The organism is Aquella oligotrophica (assembly GCF_002892535.1).
Classification (GTDB): Bacteria; Pseudomonadota; Gammaproteobacteria; order Burkholderiales; family UBA11063; genus Aquella; species Aquella oligotrophica.
This window is the reverse complement of record NZ_CP024847.1, coordinates 825,706-842,656: the sequence shown is the minus strand read 5'-3', so window position 1 is coordinate 842,656 and position 16,951 is coordinate 825,706. Positions and strand designations below refer to the sequence as shown.

The 16,951-nt window shown below is 37.3% G+C and carries 15 protein-coding genes; 10 read left to right on the top strand and 5 right to left on the bottom strand.

The window, feature by feature from the left end; all coding sequences use genetic code 11:
• Positions 1-2: 2 nt before the first annotated feature.
• Positions 3-1,523 (bottom strand): 2,3-bisphosphoglycerate-independent phosphoglycerate mutase, encoded by a 1,521-nt coding sequence (gene gpmI / locus CUN60_RS03880; protein WP_102950762.1) that lies wholly within the window; start codon positions 1,521-1,523, stop codon positions 3-5.
• Positions 1,524-1,829: 306 nt separating this feature from the next.
• Here gpmI and CUN60_RS03875 point away from each other — a divergent pair, with 306 nt between their 5' ends.
• From CUN60_RS03875 to CUN60_RS03840, 8 genes are all read left to right on the top strand, one after another.
• Positions 1,830-2,384, top strand: a complete 555-nt coding sequence (locus tag CUN60_RS03875) for a hypoxanthine-guanine phosphoribosyltransferase (protein ID WP_102950761.1) — start codon at positions 1,830-1,832, stop codon at positions 2,382-2,384.
• A 20-nt stretch (positions 2,385-2,404) separates the two neighbouring features.
• Positions 2,405-3,241, top strand: coding sequence for a CobD/CbiB family protein (locus CUN60_RS03870; protein WP_102950760.1), 837 nt, complete (start codon positions 2,405-2,407; stop codon positions 3,239-3,241).
• 9 nt (positions 3,242-3,250) lie between these two features.
• Positions 3,251-3,736, top strand: coding sequence for a DUF4124 domain-containing protein (locus tag CUN60_RS03865; RefSeq protein ID WP_158649277.1), 486 nt, complete (start codon positions 3,251-3,253; stop codon positions 3,734-3,736).
• A gap of 26 nt (positions 3,737-3,762) precedes the next feature.
• Positions 3,763-4,728 carry an acetyl-CoA carboxylase carboxyltransferase subunit alpha gene (locus tag CUN60_RS03860; RefSeq protein ID WP_102950758.1) on the top strand — a complete coding sequence of 322 codons (966 nt, stop codon included), beginning with the start codon at positions 3,763-3,765 and terminating at the stop codon, positions 4,726-4,728.
• Positions 4,721-5,689, top strand: coding sequence for a tRNA lysidine(34) synthetase TilS (gene tilS, locus CUN60_RS03855; protein ID WP_158649276.1), 969 nt, complete (start codon positions 4,721-4,723; stop codon positions 5,687-5,689). Before CUN60_RS03860 ends, tilS begins: the two co-directional genes overlap by 8 nt.
• A 131-nt stretch (positions 5,690-5,820) precedes the next feature.
• Entirely contained in the window at positions 5,821-6,258 is a 438-nt protein-coding gene (locus CUN60_RS03850) for a hypothetical protein (RefSeq protein ID WP_102950756.1), read from the top strand.
• Between the two features lie 16 nt (positions 6,259-6,274).
• Positions 6,275-6,841, top strand: a complete 567-nt coding sequence (gene dcd / locus CUN60_RS03845) for a dCTP deaminase (protein ID WP_102950755.1) — start codon at positions 6,275-6,277, stop codon at positions 6,839-6,841.
• 134 nt (positions 6,842-6,975) lie between these two features.
• On the top strand, positions 6,976-8,994 hold the full coding sequence (locus CUN60_RS03840) for a hypothetical protein (RefSeq protein WP_102950754.1): 2,019 nt from the start codon (positions 6,976-6,978) through the stop codon (positions 8,992-8,994).
• Positions 8,995-9,196: 202 nt separating this feature from the next.
• Here CUN60_RS03840 and CUN60_RS03835 read toward each other — a convergent pair whose 3' ends face one another.
• The 4 genes from CUN60_RS03835 to CUN60_RS03820 are packed head-to-tail and all read right to left on the bottom strand — an operon-like array spanning position 9,197 to position 13,115.
• Complete coding sequence (locus CUN60_RS03835; protein ID WP_102950753.1) at positions 9,197-10,132, bottom strand: alpha/beta hydrolase; 936 nt, start codon at positions 10,130-10,132, stop codon at positions 9,197-9,199.
• Between the two features lie 32 nt (positions 10,133-10,164).
• Positions 10,165-11,388, bottom strand: a complete 1,224-nt coding sequence (locus CUN60_RS03830; protein ID WP_102950752.1) for a dihydroorotase — start codon at positions 11,386-11,388, stop codon at positions 10,165-10,167.
• 14 nt (positions 11,389-11,402) lie between these two features.
• Positions 11,403-12,260, bottom strand: coding sequence for an NYN domain-containing protein (locus CUN60_RS03825; RefSeq protein WP_102950751.1), 858 nt, complete (start codon positions 12,258-12,260; stop codon positions 11,403-11,405).
• A 12-nt stretch (positions 12,261-12,272) separates the two neighbouring features.
• On the bottom strand, positions 12,273-13,115 hold the full coding sequence (locus tag CUN60_RS03820) for a penicillin-binding transpeptidase domain-containing protein (protein WP_102950750.1): 843 nt from the start codon (positions 13,113-13,115) through the stop codon (positions 12,273-12,275).
• Between the two features lie 259 nt (positions 13,116-13,374).
• Between CUN60_RS03820 and CUN60_RS03815 the strand changes: the two genes are divergently transcribed.
• Together CUN60_RS03815 and CUN60_RS03810 are read left to right on the top strand one after the other, a co-directional pair.
• A complete protein-coding gene (locus CUN60_RS03815; protein WP_102950749.1) occupies positions 13,375-15,126 on the top strand; it encodes a chitinase in 1,752 nt (583 codons plus the stop codon).
• Between the two features lie 385 nt (positions 15,127-15,511).
• Positions 15,512-16,927 (top strand): hypothetical protein, encoded by a 1,416-nt coding sequence (locus CUN60_RS03810; RefSeq protein ID WP_102950748.1) that lies wholly within the window; start codon positions 15,512-15,514, stop codon positions 16,925-16,927.
• Positions 16,928-16,951 lie beyond the last annotated feature (24 nt).

Here is a 16,951-nt window from a genome sequence, read left to right as displayed (position 1 = left end):
TTTTATCCAATAAACTCAACCAAACTTTCACCCGTCATTTCAGGTGGCTTTGCAACCCCCATCATGGCAAGAAGTGTTGGAGCTACATCTTTAAGTGCTCCCCCTTCACAAATTTTAGCATTTCTCCCGATATAAATGCAGGGTACCAAATTGGTTGTATGCTGCGTATGCGGTTGATTACTATCATAATCAAACATTTCCTCACAATTACCATGATCAGCAACAATAAGAATTTCGCCACCCTGAGCGAGCATAGCATCAACAACTATTCCCAAATACTTATCTAATGCTTCCACCGCATTAATACTTGCCGCATAATTGCCAGTATGTCCAACCATGTCACCATTTGCAAAATTACTAATAATCAACTGATATTGATCAGATTTAATTGCCGCAACAAGTTTCTCAGCAACTTGCGGTAGACTCATTTCAGGTTTTAGATCGTAGGTTGCAACCTCTTTAGGTGAATCAACAAGGATTCTCTCTTCGCCAGCAAATGGCTGTTGGGCACCGCCATTAAAGAAATAGGTAACATGTGGATATTTTTCTGTTTCTGCAATTCTTAGCTGCTTATAACCTAGGGAACTGATATACTCACCTAGAGTGTTTTTAATTGCAACAGGCGGATAGGCAACAAGACAATCAAATTTATCGCTATAACGAGTCATTGAGACATAAGCACCAAGTTCGCCATCCATTCGTTTAAATTGGTTAAAATCTTTTCCGACAAAAGCATCGGTTAGCTGAATTGCCCGATCAGCGCGAAAATTAGCAAAAATAATGGCATCATGAGCTTTGATTCCTGAATAACCATTAAAAATAGCTGGTTTTACAAATTCATCATTAACCCCTTGCCCATATGAAGCCAATAATGCAGATACTGGCGTTGAATGAGTAGCATCACCAATTGCAAAGGTAAGAGCATTATAGGCAAGTTCAACACGATCCCATCTTTTATCTCTGTCCATTGCGTAATAACGACCACAAATTGTTGCAATTTTAGCTTTTGGATTATTGATTATATATTCCTCAAGTCTAGTAATGAACCTTTCAGCACTTTGTGGCGGCGTATCTCGACCATCTAAAAATAGGTGTAACCAAATAGTCGTAATATTTTCTTGTTGACTAGCAAGCTTAACTAATTCTTCAATATGTGTTTGATGTGAATGTACTCCACCATCTGACAATAAACCTAGTATGTGTAAATTACCAGATTTAGCTTTTGCAAAAGCTTCTAAAAAAGCCGGATTTTTATAAAAGTCTCCGGTTTCAATCTCATAGTCTATCTTGGTTATATCTTGACGAATGATTCTGCCAGCCCCCAAATTAAGATGCCCAACTTCAGAATTCCCAAACTGTCCTTTAGGTAGCCCAACAAACTCCTCGGATGCATTTATTGTGCCAAATGCATTATTTTGCATATATTTGAGTAAATTTGGTTTATTAGCACCATTTACCGCATTAAAATCATCATCATGGCGAATCCCAAAACCATCCAGAATAACCAGCAAAACTTTTTTCATAAACTTTCGTTCCATTTATAATATTTACTACATTTTGTTGTTGACTACTGTTTTTTTTGCTACAATAGAGGGGTTATATATCAGCTAATCCAGCCAGTGCTTAGCCTATGCCAACACAATTGGATTATCGTGCTCCTTCTGTAAAAATCTATCTACATAATTGTGATAAGGGGCGATATTTGATGATCTGTATAACCTTAAGATCATGCATTTAACCGGAAAATTACTTAGGTCAAAATTTTAAACAATGACAGTACGTTTGAATAAATCAATACAAGCATACATTTTAATACACATGAGGGCTACATGCAATTAGATTATAATAAAGCGCAGGAAATAATTAGTAATTCTTCTATCCTTTATACTGAGGCAGAGCTCTCGAATGTGATTGATAAAATGGCTGCTACTATTGATGCAGAAATCCAAGGCGAGCTGCCGGTCTTCTTAACAGTCATGAATGGTGGAATGATGTTTGCTGCCGAATTGACAAAAAGACTAAAAAACCCAATCCTTTGCGATTATATCCATGCATCACGCTACGGAGATGCGTTATATGGAGGTACGCACATCACTTGGTATCGCCAGCCAAAGCAGGAACTTATTAACGGAAAATCAATTTACATCATCGATGACATTCTAGATGAAGGCTATACAATCGCAGAAATAAAGCGTTTCTTGATGAATATGGGAGCCAAGAACTGTAAAGTTGTTGTTTTAGTCAACAAAGAAATAAATAAGGAAAAGCCAGTATATGCAGACCATGTTGGGGTATCTGCTCCAAACCATTTTCTGTTTGGCTTTGGAATGGATATCTTCGAAATAAATCGTAATATCCCTCAAATTCACGTATATAATAATTAAGCAAATTTATAGGTGCAACCATGTCATTTCTGGCTATATTTCTGACACTATTTCTTGAGCAACAAAAACTTTTAAGCAAATTACGCTCGTGGTTTAACGAAAAAATGGAAGCATACACCAACCTGTTTACCAATAAAGAATTTGAAAGCGTAAGAGCCATTCGCATAAATTTTATTTATGCAATTATACCTTTTTTGGTAGTCACCATCATCCTAATGCTTTTACTGTATCATAAGCACCATGTCATTTATTTTGTAATAAACTGCTTTTTATTTATCTTATGTTCTGATTTGCTTGGTTGGAAAGAAGAAGCTAAACAGGCAAACCCAGGAAGTGATTTTCAACAGTTTGTTCAGACTTATGCAACAAGGTTCTTCGCTACAACTTTCTGGTTTGTAGTTTTGCCATCATCGCTTGGTGCAATTTGCTATCTTGCACTTACAATAATGGGTAAAAAATTGCGCGAAAAGGGCAAAGACTCAGTTGTTTATACCGTTGTTGTCGATAAAATGCTGTTTTGGTTAAATGTAGTTCCCTATACCGCACTATTTATCTTGATTGCTGCAGCTGGTGATTTTGAAGAAGTAATGCATTACGTACTGGAACAAAAAAAGAATTTCAAACTAAGCTTTTATTTCCTTGAAACAGTACTCAATGAGGTTGCTTTTATTGCAATTGGCAAGGATAAATTTAAAAATAGTCAGGCAATTGAAGAAAATGAAGATTTCGCACATTTACGTAATTCCAATAATCTCTTCAATCCTAAAGTAGTAGATTTTGTAGTTGCATTGTTATATCGTAGTGGGATTTTCTTTATTTTAGCGGTAACAGTTGTTTCCATTGTGCATTTAATCTGATATATGGCTATGCGAGCCGCTAAAATTGTACTTTTTCTTTCAATTTACACTCTGGCAAATGCGGATGATATATACCAGTATGTAGATAAAAATGGTACTACAGTATTTAGTAATAAACCTGTGAAAGGTGCCAAAAAGGTTAATTTACCACCAATTACAGTTTATGCGTCCCCCATGACGAAAAACGATTATAATGCCGCAGGCTATACAACACCCGCGACTATTAAGAAAGCTAAGAACACCAGCACAGCTAGAACCCAAAACCTAGGAACAAACGAAGTAGGACGTAACCAGATACTAAGCGAGGAGCTTGAACACGAGAAACAAGCGCTAGATGATGCGCAAAAAGCACTGGAAGCCGGAAAACAAACAAAGTTAGATAGTGAAAAGAATAATCCGGATCAATATCAGGCAAGGATGAAAGCATTACAAGATGCCGTAACCGAGCATGAAAAGAATATTGACATCCTCACCAAACAACTTGGTGGAAACTGAATATTTTATACAGGAACATTTTATTTATGAAGAGACATTTTCTTGAATTTGAAAAACCTATTGCTGAACTCAGTAATAAAATAGAGGAGCTACGCAAGGTACAGGATGACTCCTCAGTTAATATTGAATCAGAAATTGAACAATTGCAGGCAAAACTCGTTGATTTAACCAAAGAAACCTATGAAAAACTTGGAGCATGGGAAATTTCTCAAGTTGCACGCCACCAACAGCGTCCTCGAACATTGGATTACATTGCCAGCCTCTTTACTGATTTTGTTGAACTTCATGGTGATAGACACTTTGCTGATGATAAATCAATAATTGGTGGACTGGCTAAATTTGGCGAGCAATCAATTATGGTTATTGGACATCAGAAAGGGCGCGACACAAAAGAAAATTTGGAACGAAATTTTGGAATGCCAAGACCAGAAGGCTATCGCAAAGCTTTGCGACTAATGCTTCTTGCAGAGAAATTTAATATACCAATCATTACTTTTGTGGATACACCTGGTGCATACCCAGGAATTGGTGCTGAAGAGCGTGGGCAATCAGAAGCGATTGGGAAAAACCTTTATGAAATGGCAAATTTATCGGTGCCTATCATTTGTACCGTAATTGGTGAAGGTGGCTCTGGTGGTGCCTTGGCTATTGCCGTAGGCGATCAGGTAAATATGCTACAGTACTCTATTTACTCAGTAATTTCACCTGAAGGCTGCGCTTCCATACTATGGAAAGATGCAACCAAAGCTAATCAGGCGGCTGAAATATTGGGTATTACCGCCGATCGCTTAAAAGGCTTAGGATTAATTGATAGCATCATTAATGAACCTTTGGGAGGCGCTCACTCCAATCATGAAGAAATGATGTCCAAAATGAAGCGTAGTCTTAAAGATCACCTGAAAAAGCTTAAAGAACTTAATAAAGAACAGCTTATTGAACGCCGTTTTGAACGTATAATGAGCTACGGTAAATTTAAACTTGAAAATGCATAAAAATTATTCAGATCTTCTTGAAATGCTTATTGAAAAATGGCCGTCAGATTTTGACGGTCATTTACATTATACTGTGGGATTAAGTGGTGGAGTTGATTCTGTTGTTTTAGCTCATCTAATGGCAAAAGCCTGTCAAATCAAGCCAATACACCTCTCAGCAATTCATGTTAATCATGGAATTTCTGAAAATTCAGACAGATGGGAAGATTTCTGTAAAAAGCTCTGTATCAATCTGAAAATTCCATTAACTGTAGCTCGACTCAAAATAGTAAAAACTCCGGGCGAAGGTCTTGAAAATACAGCCAGAATTGAACGCTATAATGAATATTCAAAACTAAAAAACTCTATTATTGTACTTGCCCACCATCAGGATGATCTGATTGAAACAATGCTCATCCAATTAGCACGGGGTAGTGACATCCATAATATTGCAGCAATGAATGAGATCATGACAAAATCGAATCAAATTTATTGGCGACCACTTTTAAATTTGGATAAAAGCGAAATTATGAATTTTGCCAACACGAATAATCTACAACACATTGAAGACGAAAGTAATACAAACAACGCCTATTTACGCAATTTTCTCCGTAATCAAATTATCCCTAAGCTAGTGCACTTTGATCCATTTATAAAGAAAAAATTTTTAAATAGCCTAGTCTCAATTCAGAAAAATACTGCCCTTACGGATGAATACCTAAAGAATGATCTTAATTCTTGTCTTAGTGAAAATAAAACACTTTTGATTGAGAAATTTGCAAAACTTACATTATTACGACAACAAGCTCTACTTGCATATTTCATCAAGTCAGAAAATTTGCCATTACCAAGCCAACGACAGCTTGAAGAGTTTAGACTTCAAATATTAAACGCAGCTCCAGATCGACATCCTAGCTTATTACTTGGCTCCCAAAAAAAAATAATCAGGATCAAAAGTCAAATAGCAATTACCGATATCTAACTTTTAAAGTATAGCCTTGATTTACACCCAGTATATTTGAGGAAATGTAATATAATTACGCATTAATGTATTATTTTTCTTAGAGGGGTTATACCTTGATCACCAGAAAGAACCTTTACTTAAAAATCATCATGTTGACATCAATTGCAAGTCTGGCTGGCTGTGGATTATTCCAAAGTCCTCAAGCTCCAAGCCCACAAAAAGTAAGCTTGAGAATTGATTTACTTGAGTCTGGCACCGTTATCCATGCTGTTGATCTAGTACCAATGGATATACCTAATCCATCGCAGCCAAAAGTAGTTAACTCTGCAGCATTTAGAATCACTCAGGACATTCGCTCAGTACCAGGTAACTTACTTGTTTTACCACAGAATGCATTAATTACCGGAGTCTATACTAATGATGGAAAAACCTGTCAAGTATCATGGCAAGAAGTTTATTACGACTACAGATCACTTGAATTAAATCAGTCAATTTTAAGTATCGGTAGCCGGACAGCAAACACACCATGCGATCCAAAATTAGGGATCAAACCTGGACAAGCCGTAGAAATAACACTCAAAAATTAAATATCAGGATTATATAATGTCAATAAAATCAGATAAGTGGATTAGAAAAATGGCGGAAGCCAATGGAATGATAGAACCATTTGAGCCCAATCAAATAAAACAAATAAATGGACAAAAGGTAATTTCTTTTGGAACCTCCAGCTATGGCTATGATATTCGCTGTGCCAATGAATTTAAAATCTTTACTAATATAAATAGCACTATTGTTGACCCAAAAAATTTTGATCCCAAAAATTTTGTTGAAGTCAATGCAGACTATTGCATAATTCCGCCAAACTCGTTTGCCTTGGCAAGAACAGTTGAGTACTTCAGGATTCCACGCAATATCCTGACAGTATGCCTAGGCAAATCAACATATGCTCGCTGCGGAATAATTGTTAATGTTACACCATTTGAACCAGAATGGGAAGGATACGTAACCCTAGAGTTTAGTAACACAACTCCATTACCAGCAAAAATCTATGCCAACGAAGGCGTGGCTCAAGTATTATTCTTTGAGTCAGATGAAGAATGTGATGTTTCGTACAAAGATCGTAACGGAAAATATATGGGACAAGTTGGCGTAACATTACCTAAAGCCTAAATCATCACAAACTAAAGCTTATTTACTAAAATTTTATCTATAGTTACCTGTACACTGCCATTTTGGCAGATTGTCAAACATATTTCATCTGGATATAATCCCTTATTCTAAAATCAGATCAAGGGAAATCTTTTATGAAAACATGTTTAAATAAAAAGCTTATAGTTATAACAATTATTGCGAGCATCTCTTTGGCTGCTTGTAATAATGGCTCAGGAACTGCAACAGCTACGGGGGCTGGGGCCTTAACACAACGCTCAAGTAATCAGCTAGCTGCCACTCCTGGAACATTAGCTTTTAATTTTCCACAAATTGGCTTAAAAGCCACTTCGAGCAGCCGTCAGGAAATTACGCTAGGATTAAAAGGTAGCAGTGGCGTTACTAATTTAAGTGTAAAAATTGCTGTAAAAGATAGTAGTATCGCTAATTTTTACAAGTCAACTGGAGATTGCACATTTTCCGATACAAATAATAGCTGTAAAGTTACCGTTGCCGGAGTTAATCCAGGCTCTACTCAATTAGTCGCAACAGTTACCGATCCACAACAAGCAAACACTTATACGATTACACCTACAGAAATAAAAGTTAGTGCTGCCACACCTACGCCAACTCCTACGCCAGCTCCAGCCCCTACGCCAACACCAAGTAGTCAATACGGAGAAATCTCTTTCGATAAAAGCGGGGTTAGCATGAATGGTATCGGGCAAACCACTACACTAAAACTAAGTCTAAAAAATAGCTTGGTAAGTGATAATAATGTAACGCTAAATCTTGGCTTAGATAATAGCAATGAGATCGTCAAACTTGATCGTGATAGTTGTAATCTGACAAAAAGCATCCCAGATTGTGAAATTAAAGTAACCAGTCTCAAATATGGTCAGGTTGCGATTCAGGTTAATGACCGTAAACAAATTACTGACAATAATGGTAAATATACTTATAACCCGGTGATGGTTGCAAGTGTGAACGTTCAAGATCCAAACTCAAAAACAGATAGCATTAGTAATAAGTATGTCTTATCTACAGTTTACCCTGAATACAATGCAGCAGGTGATAAAGTAAGCTTTGTAGTACGTGGCGCTACCTTATCTGGGGTTCAATCACTTAATGGTGATTTCATGAGAAATGTTATGAATACAATTCGTCAGGCTGATCCGGTAGCATTCAGCAAAGATTTCAATTCTAGTGTCTCAGGTCAGACATTCCGTTTTGTCGATGTAATTGTTGGTGATGGAAATGATAATGAGGCTAAACTATTTGCAAGCTTGAGTGGTGAAGATGAGCTAAAAGCTAAATATGATGGAAATAAAGGAATGCCAATGACTCCAACCATTGAGCATTCAAGTGCTTTTACTGATACAGACAATACTACTTATAATATTATTACACAGATATCTTTCCATGATAATCCACAGAGTGATGCCAAATTAACCAACACTAGAAGATTAATTGACGAAGAAATGTACAATGATGCACGTAATACCAATATCCCAACAATTTATTATATCCATTGCGCCCAGGGCATGGATCGTACTGGATTTACTAGTGCGTGGTATTTATTACATTCATATCTAGCTAAAGCAGCAGCAACGATCAATGAAACAGATGCCAAAAAAGAAGTGGCAGAAGTATTACATTATGGGTTAATCAAATGGAGCGGGGACTCAAATATATTCAAACAGAAAGACTGGCAGTATTCAAATGTAATGCCAACTTTCCCAGCCATATTTAGTAAATATGAAACTACAGCCAATAATAGTAATTACGCTGCTCCATATAGCTTCATCAACACTGATAGCTGGTGGAATAGTGTAATTGCAGCAAGTTCAACTGCGATGAAAACAAACTGGGGAACTCCACCAACTGCCGATTCATACGCATGGAATAAGCCACTGGAAACAAGTTTCATTAATAATACAGTTACCGTTAAAAATTCTGGTGATTACAATGATATTTATGTTGCTTATGCAGATATTAACGGTGTAACAATTAAAAATACTCAAGGTAGCTATGTAGATCATGTTGGAACTCAACCATCATTTACTCTTGCAAATAAACCAGCAAATGCCGTTACCGCCAAAATTTATGTGCTTAATTCAAATGCAAAAGATATATTTTATAAAGAAAAAGTTGGTATCCTTAATCTAAAATAGACTCTCAATATCTATCTTATAATAACACGTGAAATAGGCAGAATAATTATTCTGCCTATTCTAAATACTGATAATCATATCCACAGCATAACTATTAGCTGCTATCAAAGACATAAATGCGATTTTTTAAGTTGCTTCTTCATAATTTTCCCTTTTGAAGTAGTTGGAAGCATAACAACAATACATATTTGCATAGCAACTTCTATTTATTCAAGAAGCTAGCAATCTCTTGATAGGTAGTATTACACTCATCAGTACAAAGATTTTCAAGCATCAAATAAGCATGGACAACCCCCGAAACTTTGAGAAGCTCTGAATCAACACCTACCTGAGCGGCATATTTCTGATAAAGAATCCCTTCATCAATTAGCGGATCAAATTCTGCAACTATCACCATTGTTTTTGGCATGTTAGCATAAAATTCTCCATGTAAAGGCGATACTTGCCGCGCATCCTCACCATTTTGGAAGTAACTTCGGAAGTAATACTGCATTTTGGATTTTTCAAGCAAATACCCTTCACCAAATGCATCTGTCGATGGCAAACTACAAGTGTAATCAAGCGAAGGATAAATCAAAACCTGATGTTTGATCGCATGAGTTGCTACAAATTCCTTATCCATCACAATCGAGGCACAAACACCACCACCCGCGCTATCACCGATGATGGTCAGATCTTTATTTAGGTATTGGATTTTTCTTTCTTCAAGGATAGCAAATACATTTCTAATCGCAGCCTTAGCATCTTCGATTCCAGTGGGGTAAGCAAATTCTGGCGCTAAACGATAATCTACTGACACAATAATATGTCCGGTTGTTTTAGCAAGCTTACGCACTATCCCGTCATAAACACTGATACCACCAGCCATGTGTCCGCCACCATGAATAAATACCGCTACAGGCAATGCCTTAGTCAGATTTGGTACATAAGTCCGTACCGGCACAGGATAAAAACCATTTAATACGGTATCGTCAATTGCGAAGACGGTATAATCAATATCCGTCATATATTTGGCAGTCATCATTGCCAGAGCTTCACGGACATTAGTCTGATTTGGTTTAAAATTAACTGCTGTCAATTTTTGCTTTAATATTACAGCATTATCAAGTAATTCCTGAATTTTAGGTAATACAGCCATTTAAACTCTCCTGAAAATTAATTTTCACTTTTTTAGATTTGCGTAACATCAATCAAGCGATTTTGGGTATAAACATAGCGTGGAAAACCCGTCAGATTCATACCGCTAAATGGCGACCACTTGCATTTACTAGCCATTTGTTCATCGGTGAGTTCACGATAATTTTTTATGTCCACAAGCACTAGATCATCATTTGCTGGTAGGCTAAATAATTTCTGTGGGTTAGAATGAAGTAACTCAAGTAAACGCGATAATTTCACCCTACCCTCGCGCCACGCAGTTAGCATCAATGGCAATGTAGTTTCAATCCCCGGTACACCCGATGGACATTTACACAATGGCTGAGCTTTTTCATGGAGCTGATGTGGCGCATGATCCGAACCAATGGTATCAATCACACCCTCATTAAGTGCCTGCCACAGGTAATCCTGCTCGGCTTTACTACGTAAAGGAGGGTTCATCTTCGCGCGTCCATTTAGTGCTGGATACATACTTTCATCGAGAAACAGATAATGTGGACAAGTCTCAGCAAAAACTTTTATTCCTCGTGCTTTGGCAGCTTTTACCAAATCGAGTTCACCACGGGTACTAAGATGCAGAATGTACGACGTCACCCCGTATATCTCACTTAGTTTAATCACTAGATCAACCGCCTTAACCGCAGCTTCTGGCGAACGAATTATCGAATGATATTTATAATCAGTTTCACTGGCATACTTGGCGGCATTCTCACGAATAATTAATTCATCCTCAGCATGGAGCGCGATAATTAGATTATGTGCTTTTGCCAGCGCATAAATCGCATGTAATGATGCCTCATCATCCATCAATAAATCACCAGTAGATGCCCCCATAAATACCTTGATGCCGACTATCTCGTCTTTTACTTTGACTATTTCATGGAACTGGTTTTTATCCGCCCCGAAAAAAAGCTTATAGCGTAAGGGTAGGTTTACTTCAGCTAATTGACCATCAATTATCCTAAATTTATTATGTAGGCGCTCTTGTGTCGTAGTTGCTGGCTTGGTGTTTGGCATATCAAAAACGGTAGTTATCCCACCTTTTAGCGATGCTTTTGAAGCATGTTGCCAATCTTCCTTATCTTCCATCCCCGGCACCCGAAAATGCACGTGCGGATCAACTAGCCCAGGTAGAGCCAGTAAGTCTGTCCCATCGATGGTTATATCTTCGTGGTATGGTCTAGTTATCGTTTGCCGAGTTTCGTCCGGCATCAATATATTAGCTATTGTAATCATCTCGTTGTTCTTTCTTATTTATCTTTTTTAATGTCAATCTTAATGCGTAGATAAAGATTTTTCTGGTTTGGATTAGACGAAGGTCTTTCTTCAATTTCAAAAATATTTCTACGTGCTTTGACCAAATTACTTAATTTATCATATCCATAATCTCGAGGGTCAAAATCTGGTTTAACTCTGGTTAAGTATGATCCAAAACCTCCCAATTGTGCCCATCCATCATCTCCGCTAGATTCTTCAACCGCCCTAGTAGCCAAGGCAAGTGGAAATCTTTTCTTCACAGATTCTTTATTTATATTCTGAGATATGTCACCAGAATTTTCTTTGGAAAGATTTTCAGAGTTTGCTAATTCTTCTTTAACCTTTTCCTCAGAGGCTACTTCAAGTGCCAATATTTCATCTTCACCTTTACCTTCCAGACGCAGGTTTTCAGTACGGATAAATTTATGACAGGCATTCCGAAAAGCCGCCGGGGTTTTCTCTTCCCCAAAACCATATACCCATAATCCTTCTTCACGAATCCGCATCGCTAGTCCGGTAAAATCGCTATCGCTTGAGACGATACAAAAACCGTCAAAACGTTTGGTATATAATAAATCCATCGCATCAATAATCATGGTGCTATCAGTTGCATTTTTGCCTTTGGTATAAGCAAACTGTTGAACTGGTTTAATCGCGAATTTATTTAGGACACTTTTCCATTGCGAGCTATATTTAGAGGTAAAATCGCCATAGATACGTTTAACGGTAGCTTCACCATAACGGGCAACTTCCGCCAATAACGCTTCAATCACCGAAGCCTGCGCATTATCCGCATCAATTAGCACCGCTAGGTGCAGATTCGCCTCTTCACCTTGTTTTGGTATATACATTTTTAATCTTTTCTATTTAAGTTGTAACTGTTTTATTATATCTTGTGTAATCGCTTTTGCTTGCGGTCCACCAGAAGTATCATGTTCACTACCAGTTGGAGTTTTTATATCAGTCAGATTAGTTACGACCACATAAGTCTGCCCGGATTTTTGCAAATAGCCAACGAACCAACCATCGCGCACCCGTTCAGTCTTGCCTTGATAGCTAGTATTTCTGCGTCCACTACCCGTTTTACCGTACCAATCCCAGCCATCATCAGTCAATTTACCCAAGTATATATTTTGCATAGTATTATCAATCGCGGTATGACTTATACCCAAATTATAATTATGCATATTTATCAAAAATCTTAGCTGCTCCTCACCCGAGATTTTTAGGCTACCGCTTAGCCAAGCATGAGTAAGCCCGTTATTTTTGCCCTTATCACCACTAAAATCCTGATTACCATAATTAAATTTGGCTAGATAATCTTTGATTGTTCTCATCCCAAGCTTAGGCGTAATCTGCTGCGATACCCAAAGCACCGAATATTGTTCCCAAGTGCGCGGTGTTTGATTTTGATTCCAGCTTTCCATCTCACGCTTTTTGCCATCCCAGACAAATACAGTACTTTCAGTAATCACCCCTTTATCAAAAGCCATTAGTGATAGTGGTACTTTAAAAGTCGAATTGGGTGCAATTCGTTCTTGACAGCGCTTAGAGTTATACTCTTCGATGGTTTTCTTTTTATTTAGATCATATAGGATAAAGCAGGCATTTTTACCCGCAAAAATCTGAGCATAATTTACTTCCGCCGCATAACTAACACTAACGATTGAGCTTGCAATCATCGTTGACACAAAATATTTTTTCATAAACCCCTAAGCTTTCTATCACAACAACTATTAAGTTCTTACCTCAATTTTACCATACAAGAGTATTAACCCCCTAATATCCTATTAAGATGTAGAAAATCGAATAAGTACTTATCATGAAATCACTATTTACTAATAATTGGTGCCAAACTATAATAGCGTCAGTTCAAAAAAGTCTGTAGCGAAATAATTTAATCGGCAAGGGAAAATTAAATTATTTTATTACTGACCTAGTAATAGCAATTTAAAAGGATTCAAAATGAAACTAAAAATGATAACTCTAGCACTTTTGGGTGCAACCGCTCTAACTGCTTGTAATAATACTGGTAGCGCAACTTCGGCAACTACAACAGCTACAGCTGCAGCATCGACACAGTCAGATTTGGCTGAAAAACTTTCTTCAAAGAATGCGGTTGATACAACAATTGATGTTACTGATTTGAATCCGCAGGATTGGCAAAAAGATTGGGCTGATCAAATTAGTAAATTAAGTGCTGAAGAACAATTGAAACTTAAAGAGATTGGTTACTATGTTCGGGCATCAAAAGTTAATCTGGACAAAATTTATCCTGGTTCAAGCTCAAATCCTGAAAATGTAAAACGGATTGAGCGCTTGATGCCACGTGCCAATTTTGAGAAAACTTTCCCGCTTACTGCGCATCACCAGATTATTAATGGTTTTGATCCCGCAGATGTGTATTCTTATTCAAATTTCTTGAAAGCTGCAGCAGTTCTTCCTGGTTATTGTGGTGATTTTAGTAGTTATCCTGGTACCAAAACTGCAGAAATGACAAATCCAGATGAAGTATGTAAACGTATGATGGCAACGACTTTTGCCCATGCGGTTCAGGAAACAGGTAGCGCTAAATCAGATGACAAAGTGGATATCCAAAATAAAATTATTACCGCGTTTTCTAGTGTTGCTGAAGAAAACTCAACCCCAGAAAATCGGAGGGTAGGCCCTTACCAAGAAACCAGTGGGCCTTTCTCTGCCTCTGGTCAATTTGCTTCAATGGTAGCAAATAAATATTACTATGGTCGTGGTGCCAAGCAATTAAGTTACACGAGTAATTATGCTAATTTATCTTTAATGCTTTATGGTAATTTATTATTAGTTGAAGACCCTGATTTGGTAGCTGGCGATAATATTCTTCCTTATCTAAGTGCACTGGTTTATGCTGTGCAACCAAAAAATGGTCGTCCATCAATTGCTGAGGTTATGGATGGTAATTTTAAAAAATCTGCACAGGGTACCGCTGCTAGCTACGCTAAATTAGGCTTTCCATTTACGATTGCTTTAGTTAATGGTGGACCTGAATGTAAAGGCACAAATTATGAAAATACTCGAACACGCCTTAGATCATTTAAGTATTTTTCTCAAGCAGGCAACTTATTTACTAGTGGATTTGCCTTAACTGATGCTGAAACTAATGCCACTACTTGCGATAACATTAATCCAGATGATCCTTCAATTTGGGCTGCTTCGCAACGTTATTATTATTTTAGTCCAGCTGATGGTTGTACATTAGTGAAGTGGGACTCTAATAATCCTATATATGGTGGTAGTGGTTATCGTCAGGCTGTATGTAATGCTCCAACTCCATCACCTACCCCGGCTCCAACACCGGCACCTACGCCAACGCCGGCTCCTGATGTTGTTGATTATAATGGTTTTAAATTGACGGTTATTAATGATAGTAATAAGATGGGGATTGATAAATTATATATCAGTGACTTTCGCGCCAAAGATCAAGGCTTTAATCTACCATATGTACATGAAGCTGAAACACTGATTTTCCCTAATGCTACCCCTTCGGATGCAGCAGCATTGAAGAAGCTGAATAAAAGAACTCTATGGATTACATTTTCACCAACGTGGGAAGAAGATTCCGAAACTGTACATACATATAATTGTTCACCATTTGCGTTTACTCAAAATACTACAGTAGTGATTCGCCCATCTTCAAAAGCTGGTGAGAACGCATGTGAAACTTACCCAACTGATGAATAGTATAAAGTTTAATTTCTGATTTCTTCCCTAAAAACCGTCACTCATCTCCCTCTTGAGTGGCGGTTTTTTTTATTTCATCCCATCTTGCTTATAGTATTCTTTTAGAAAGTTTAGATGTAGAAAATCGAATAAGTACTCATCATGAAATCGCCATTTACTAATAATTGCTACTCAACTATAATAGCGCCAGTTCAAAAAAGTCTGTAGCGAAATAATTTAATCGACAAGGGCAAATTAAATTACCCTAATTTTACCATAATGAGAGATTCACTTAATATTCTGTTACTTAAGGTCAAATTTAGAATAGAGCAAAAGTACTATTTTAGTTTTTTAGTCAAACCAGTAAACTAACGGTATCAGAAAACAAACTACAAGGGGCTCACAAATGAAAAAATTACTTACAACTTTATTGGCTACTTTAACTTTAACTGCATGCAATAGCGGCGGTGGTTATAACCATAATCAAAATAATCCGCAAGGAAATAATTATTCAGAAGTAGCTGCAAAAAGTGCAGTGGCAACAACTAGCGCTGCCGCGACATCTTCAGGGAAAATAGTTTACCAATATAGTTATGATGAACATACCTCAACGGCTTTATCATTAAGTAGTAATTACGATGATCTTATTGTATCAAATTACATTGCGGGTGCTATGCTAGGGCATTTAGTTCGTCTTCATGTGCCGGGAATAGCAATTAACCGTGATCACTTATATGGTTCACTATTTGCACATCTATTACAGGAAAACAATAATACCGCAGATTATCAAGCTAGCAATCAATTAATAGAAGCTGACGCTACTACAATTATGCTACCAGGACAAGGTGGTCCATATCAGTTAAACTCATGGGATAAAGCAAACTATAATGTTTGGGCATGGGACTCAAAGACTCAACAATCCATCGTCAATTATTTTGGATTGGTTAATGTGGTGGCATTGCAAAAAGGTTTAGCTCCATATACAGTACAAGACGATCTTGTAAATGAAAATACCCGTATTGACAAATATCCGACTGCTGCTAATCTTGATAATAAATACTATGCTCCAATGGCAGCTGCTTATTGGCACTATCAAAATCTTGGCGAAATTGAAAAGTTAAATCCAGCTGGTAGTACTTTTGATATGACTGCTTGTGAAAAAAATCTGCAATCAGGCTCAGTTAGCGATAAAGACAATATTCTTGATTTAATCTTAAATGCTTCATATAATAGTGGTGCGGCCACCCGCAATGATGGCACAACTCCGGTAGAAGCATATATTCAGGCTTGCCAAACAAACAATAGCCAGCTAATTGAAAATTCACTTACCAATAATACTTTAAATAGTGTAGATTACTTGCAGCAAGCAGGAATTACAAGCGAATCTTCGAATGTTGGTGGTGTTGGCTTTCCATTTTATGGTAACTATGCGCGTCAGTTACGCTTGACAGTTGACGAAATTAATGGTGATAGCAATGTAAATCCATTTCCAGCTGGAGTATCAGCAGTTAATGAAGTATTAACACTTGATTTAATTAAAACTGTTTTTGTAAACCAGATGCAAACTCTTGCTTATGTTAATAATAATGGTGCTTACGTTAATATTCAGGCAAGTGATGCAACTAATGCAATTACAGCAGCGATTGCCTCCGCCGATACAAATGGACAAAACACTTTCACATTGACCAATAGCAATGACCGTCAAGTATTTTTCAATATCCTTGATGCAGCGATCAATAATCTGGAAAACACATTAAGTCAAAATGGAACCAATCCAAATTTCAAAGACTTTAGTGCAACAACACAAACTGACATCCAATAAAAAAAGAGCCTGTCGGCTCTTTTT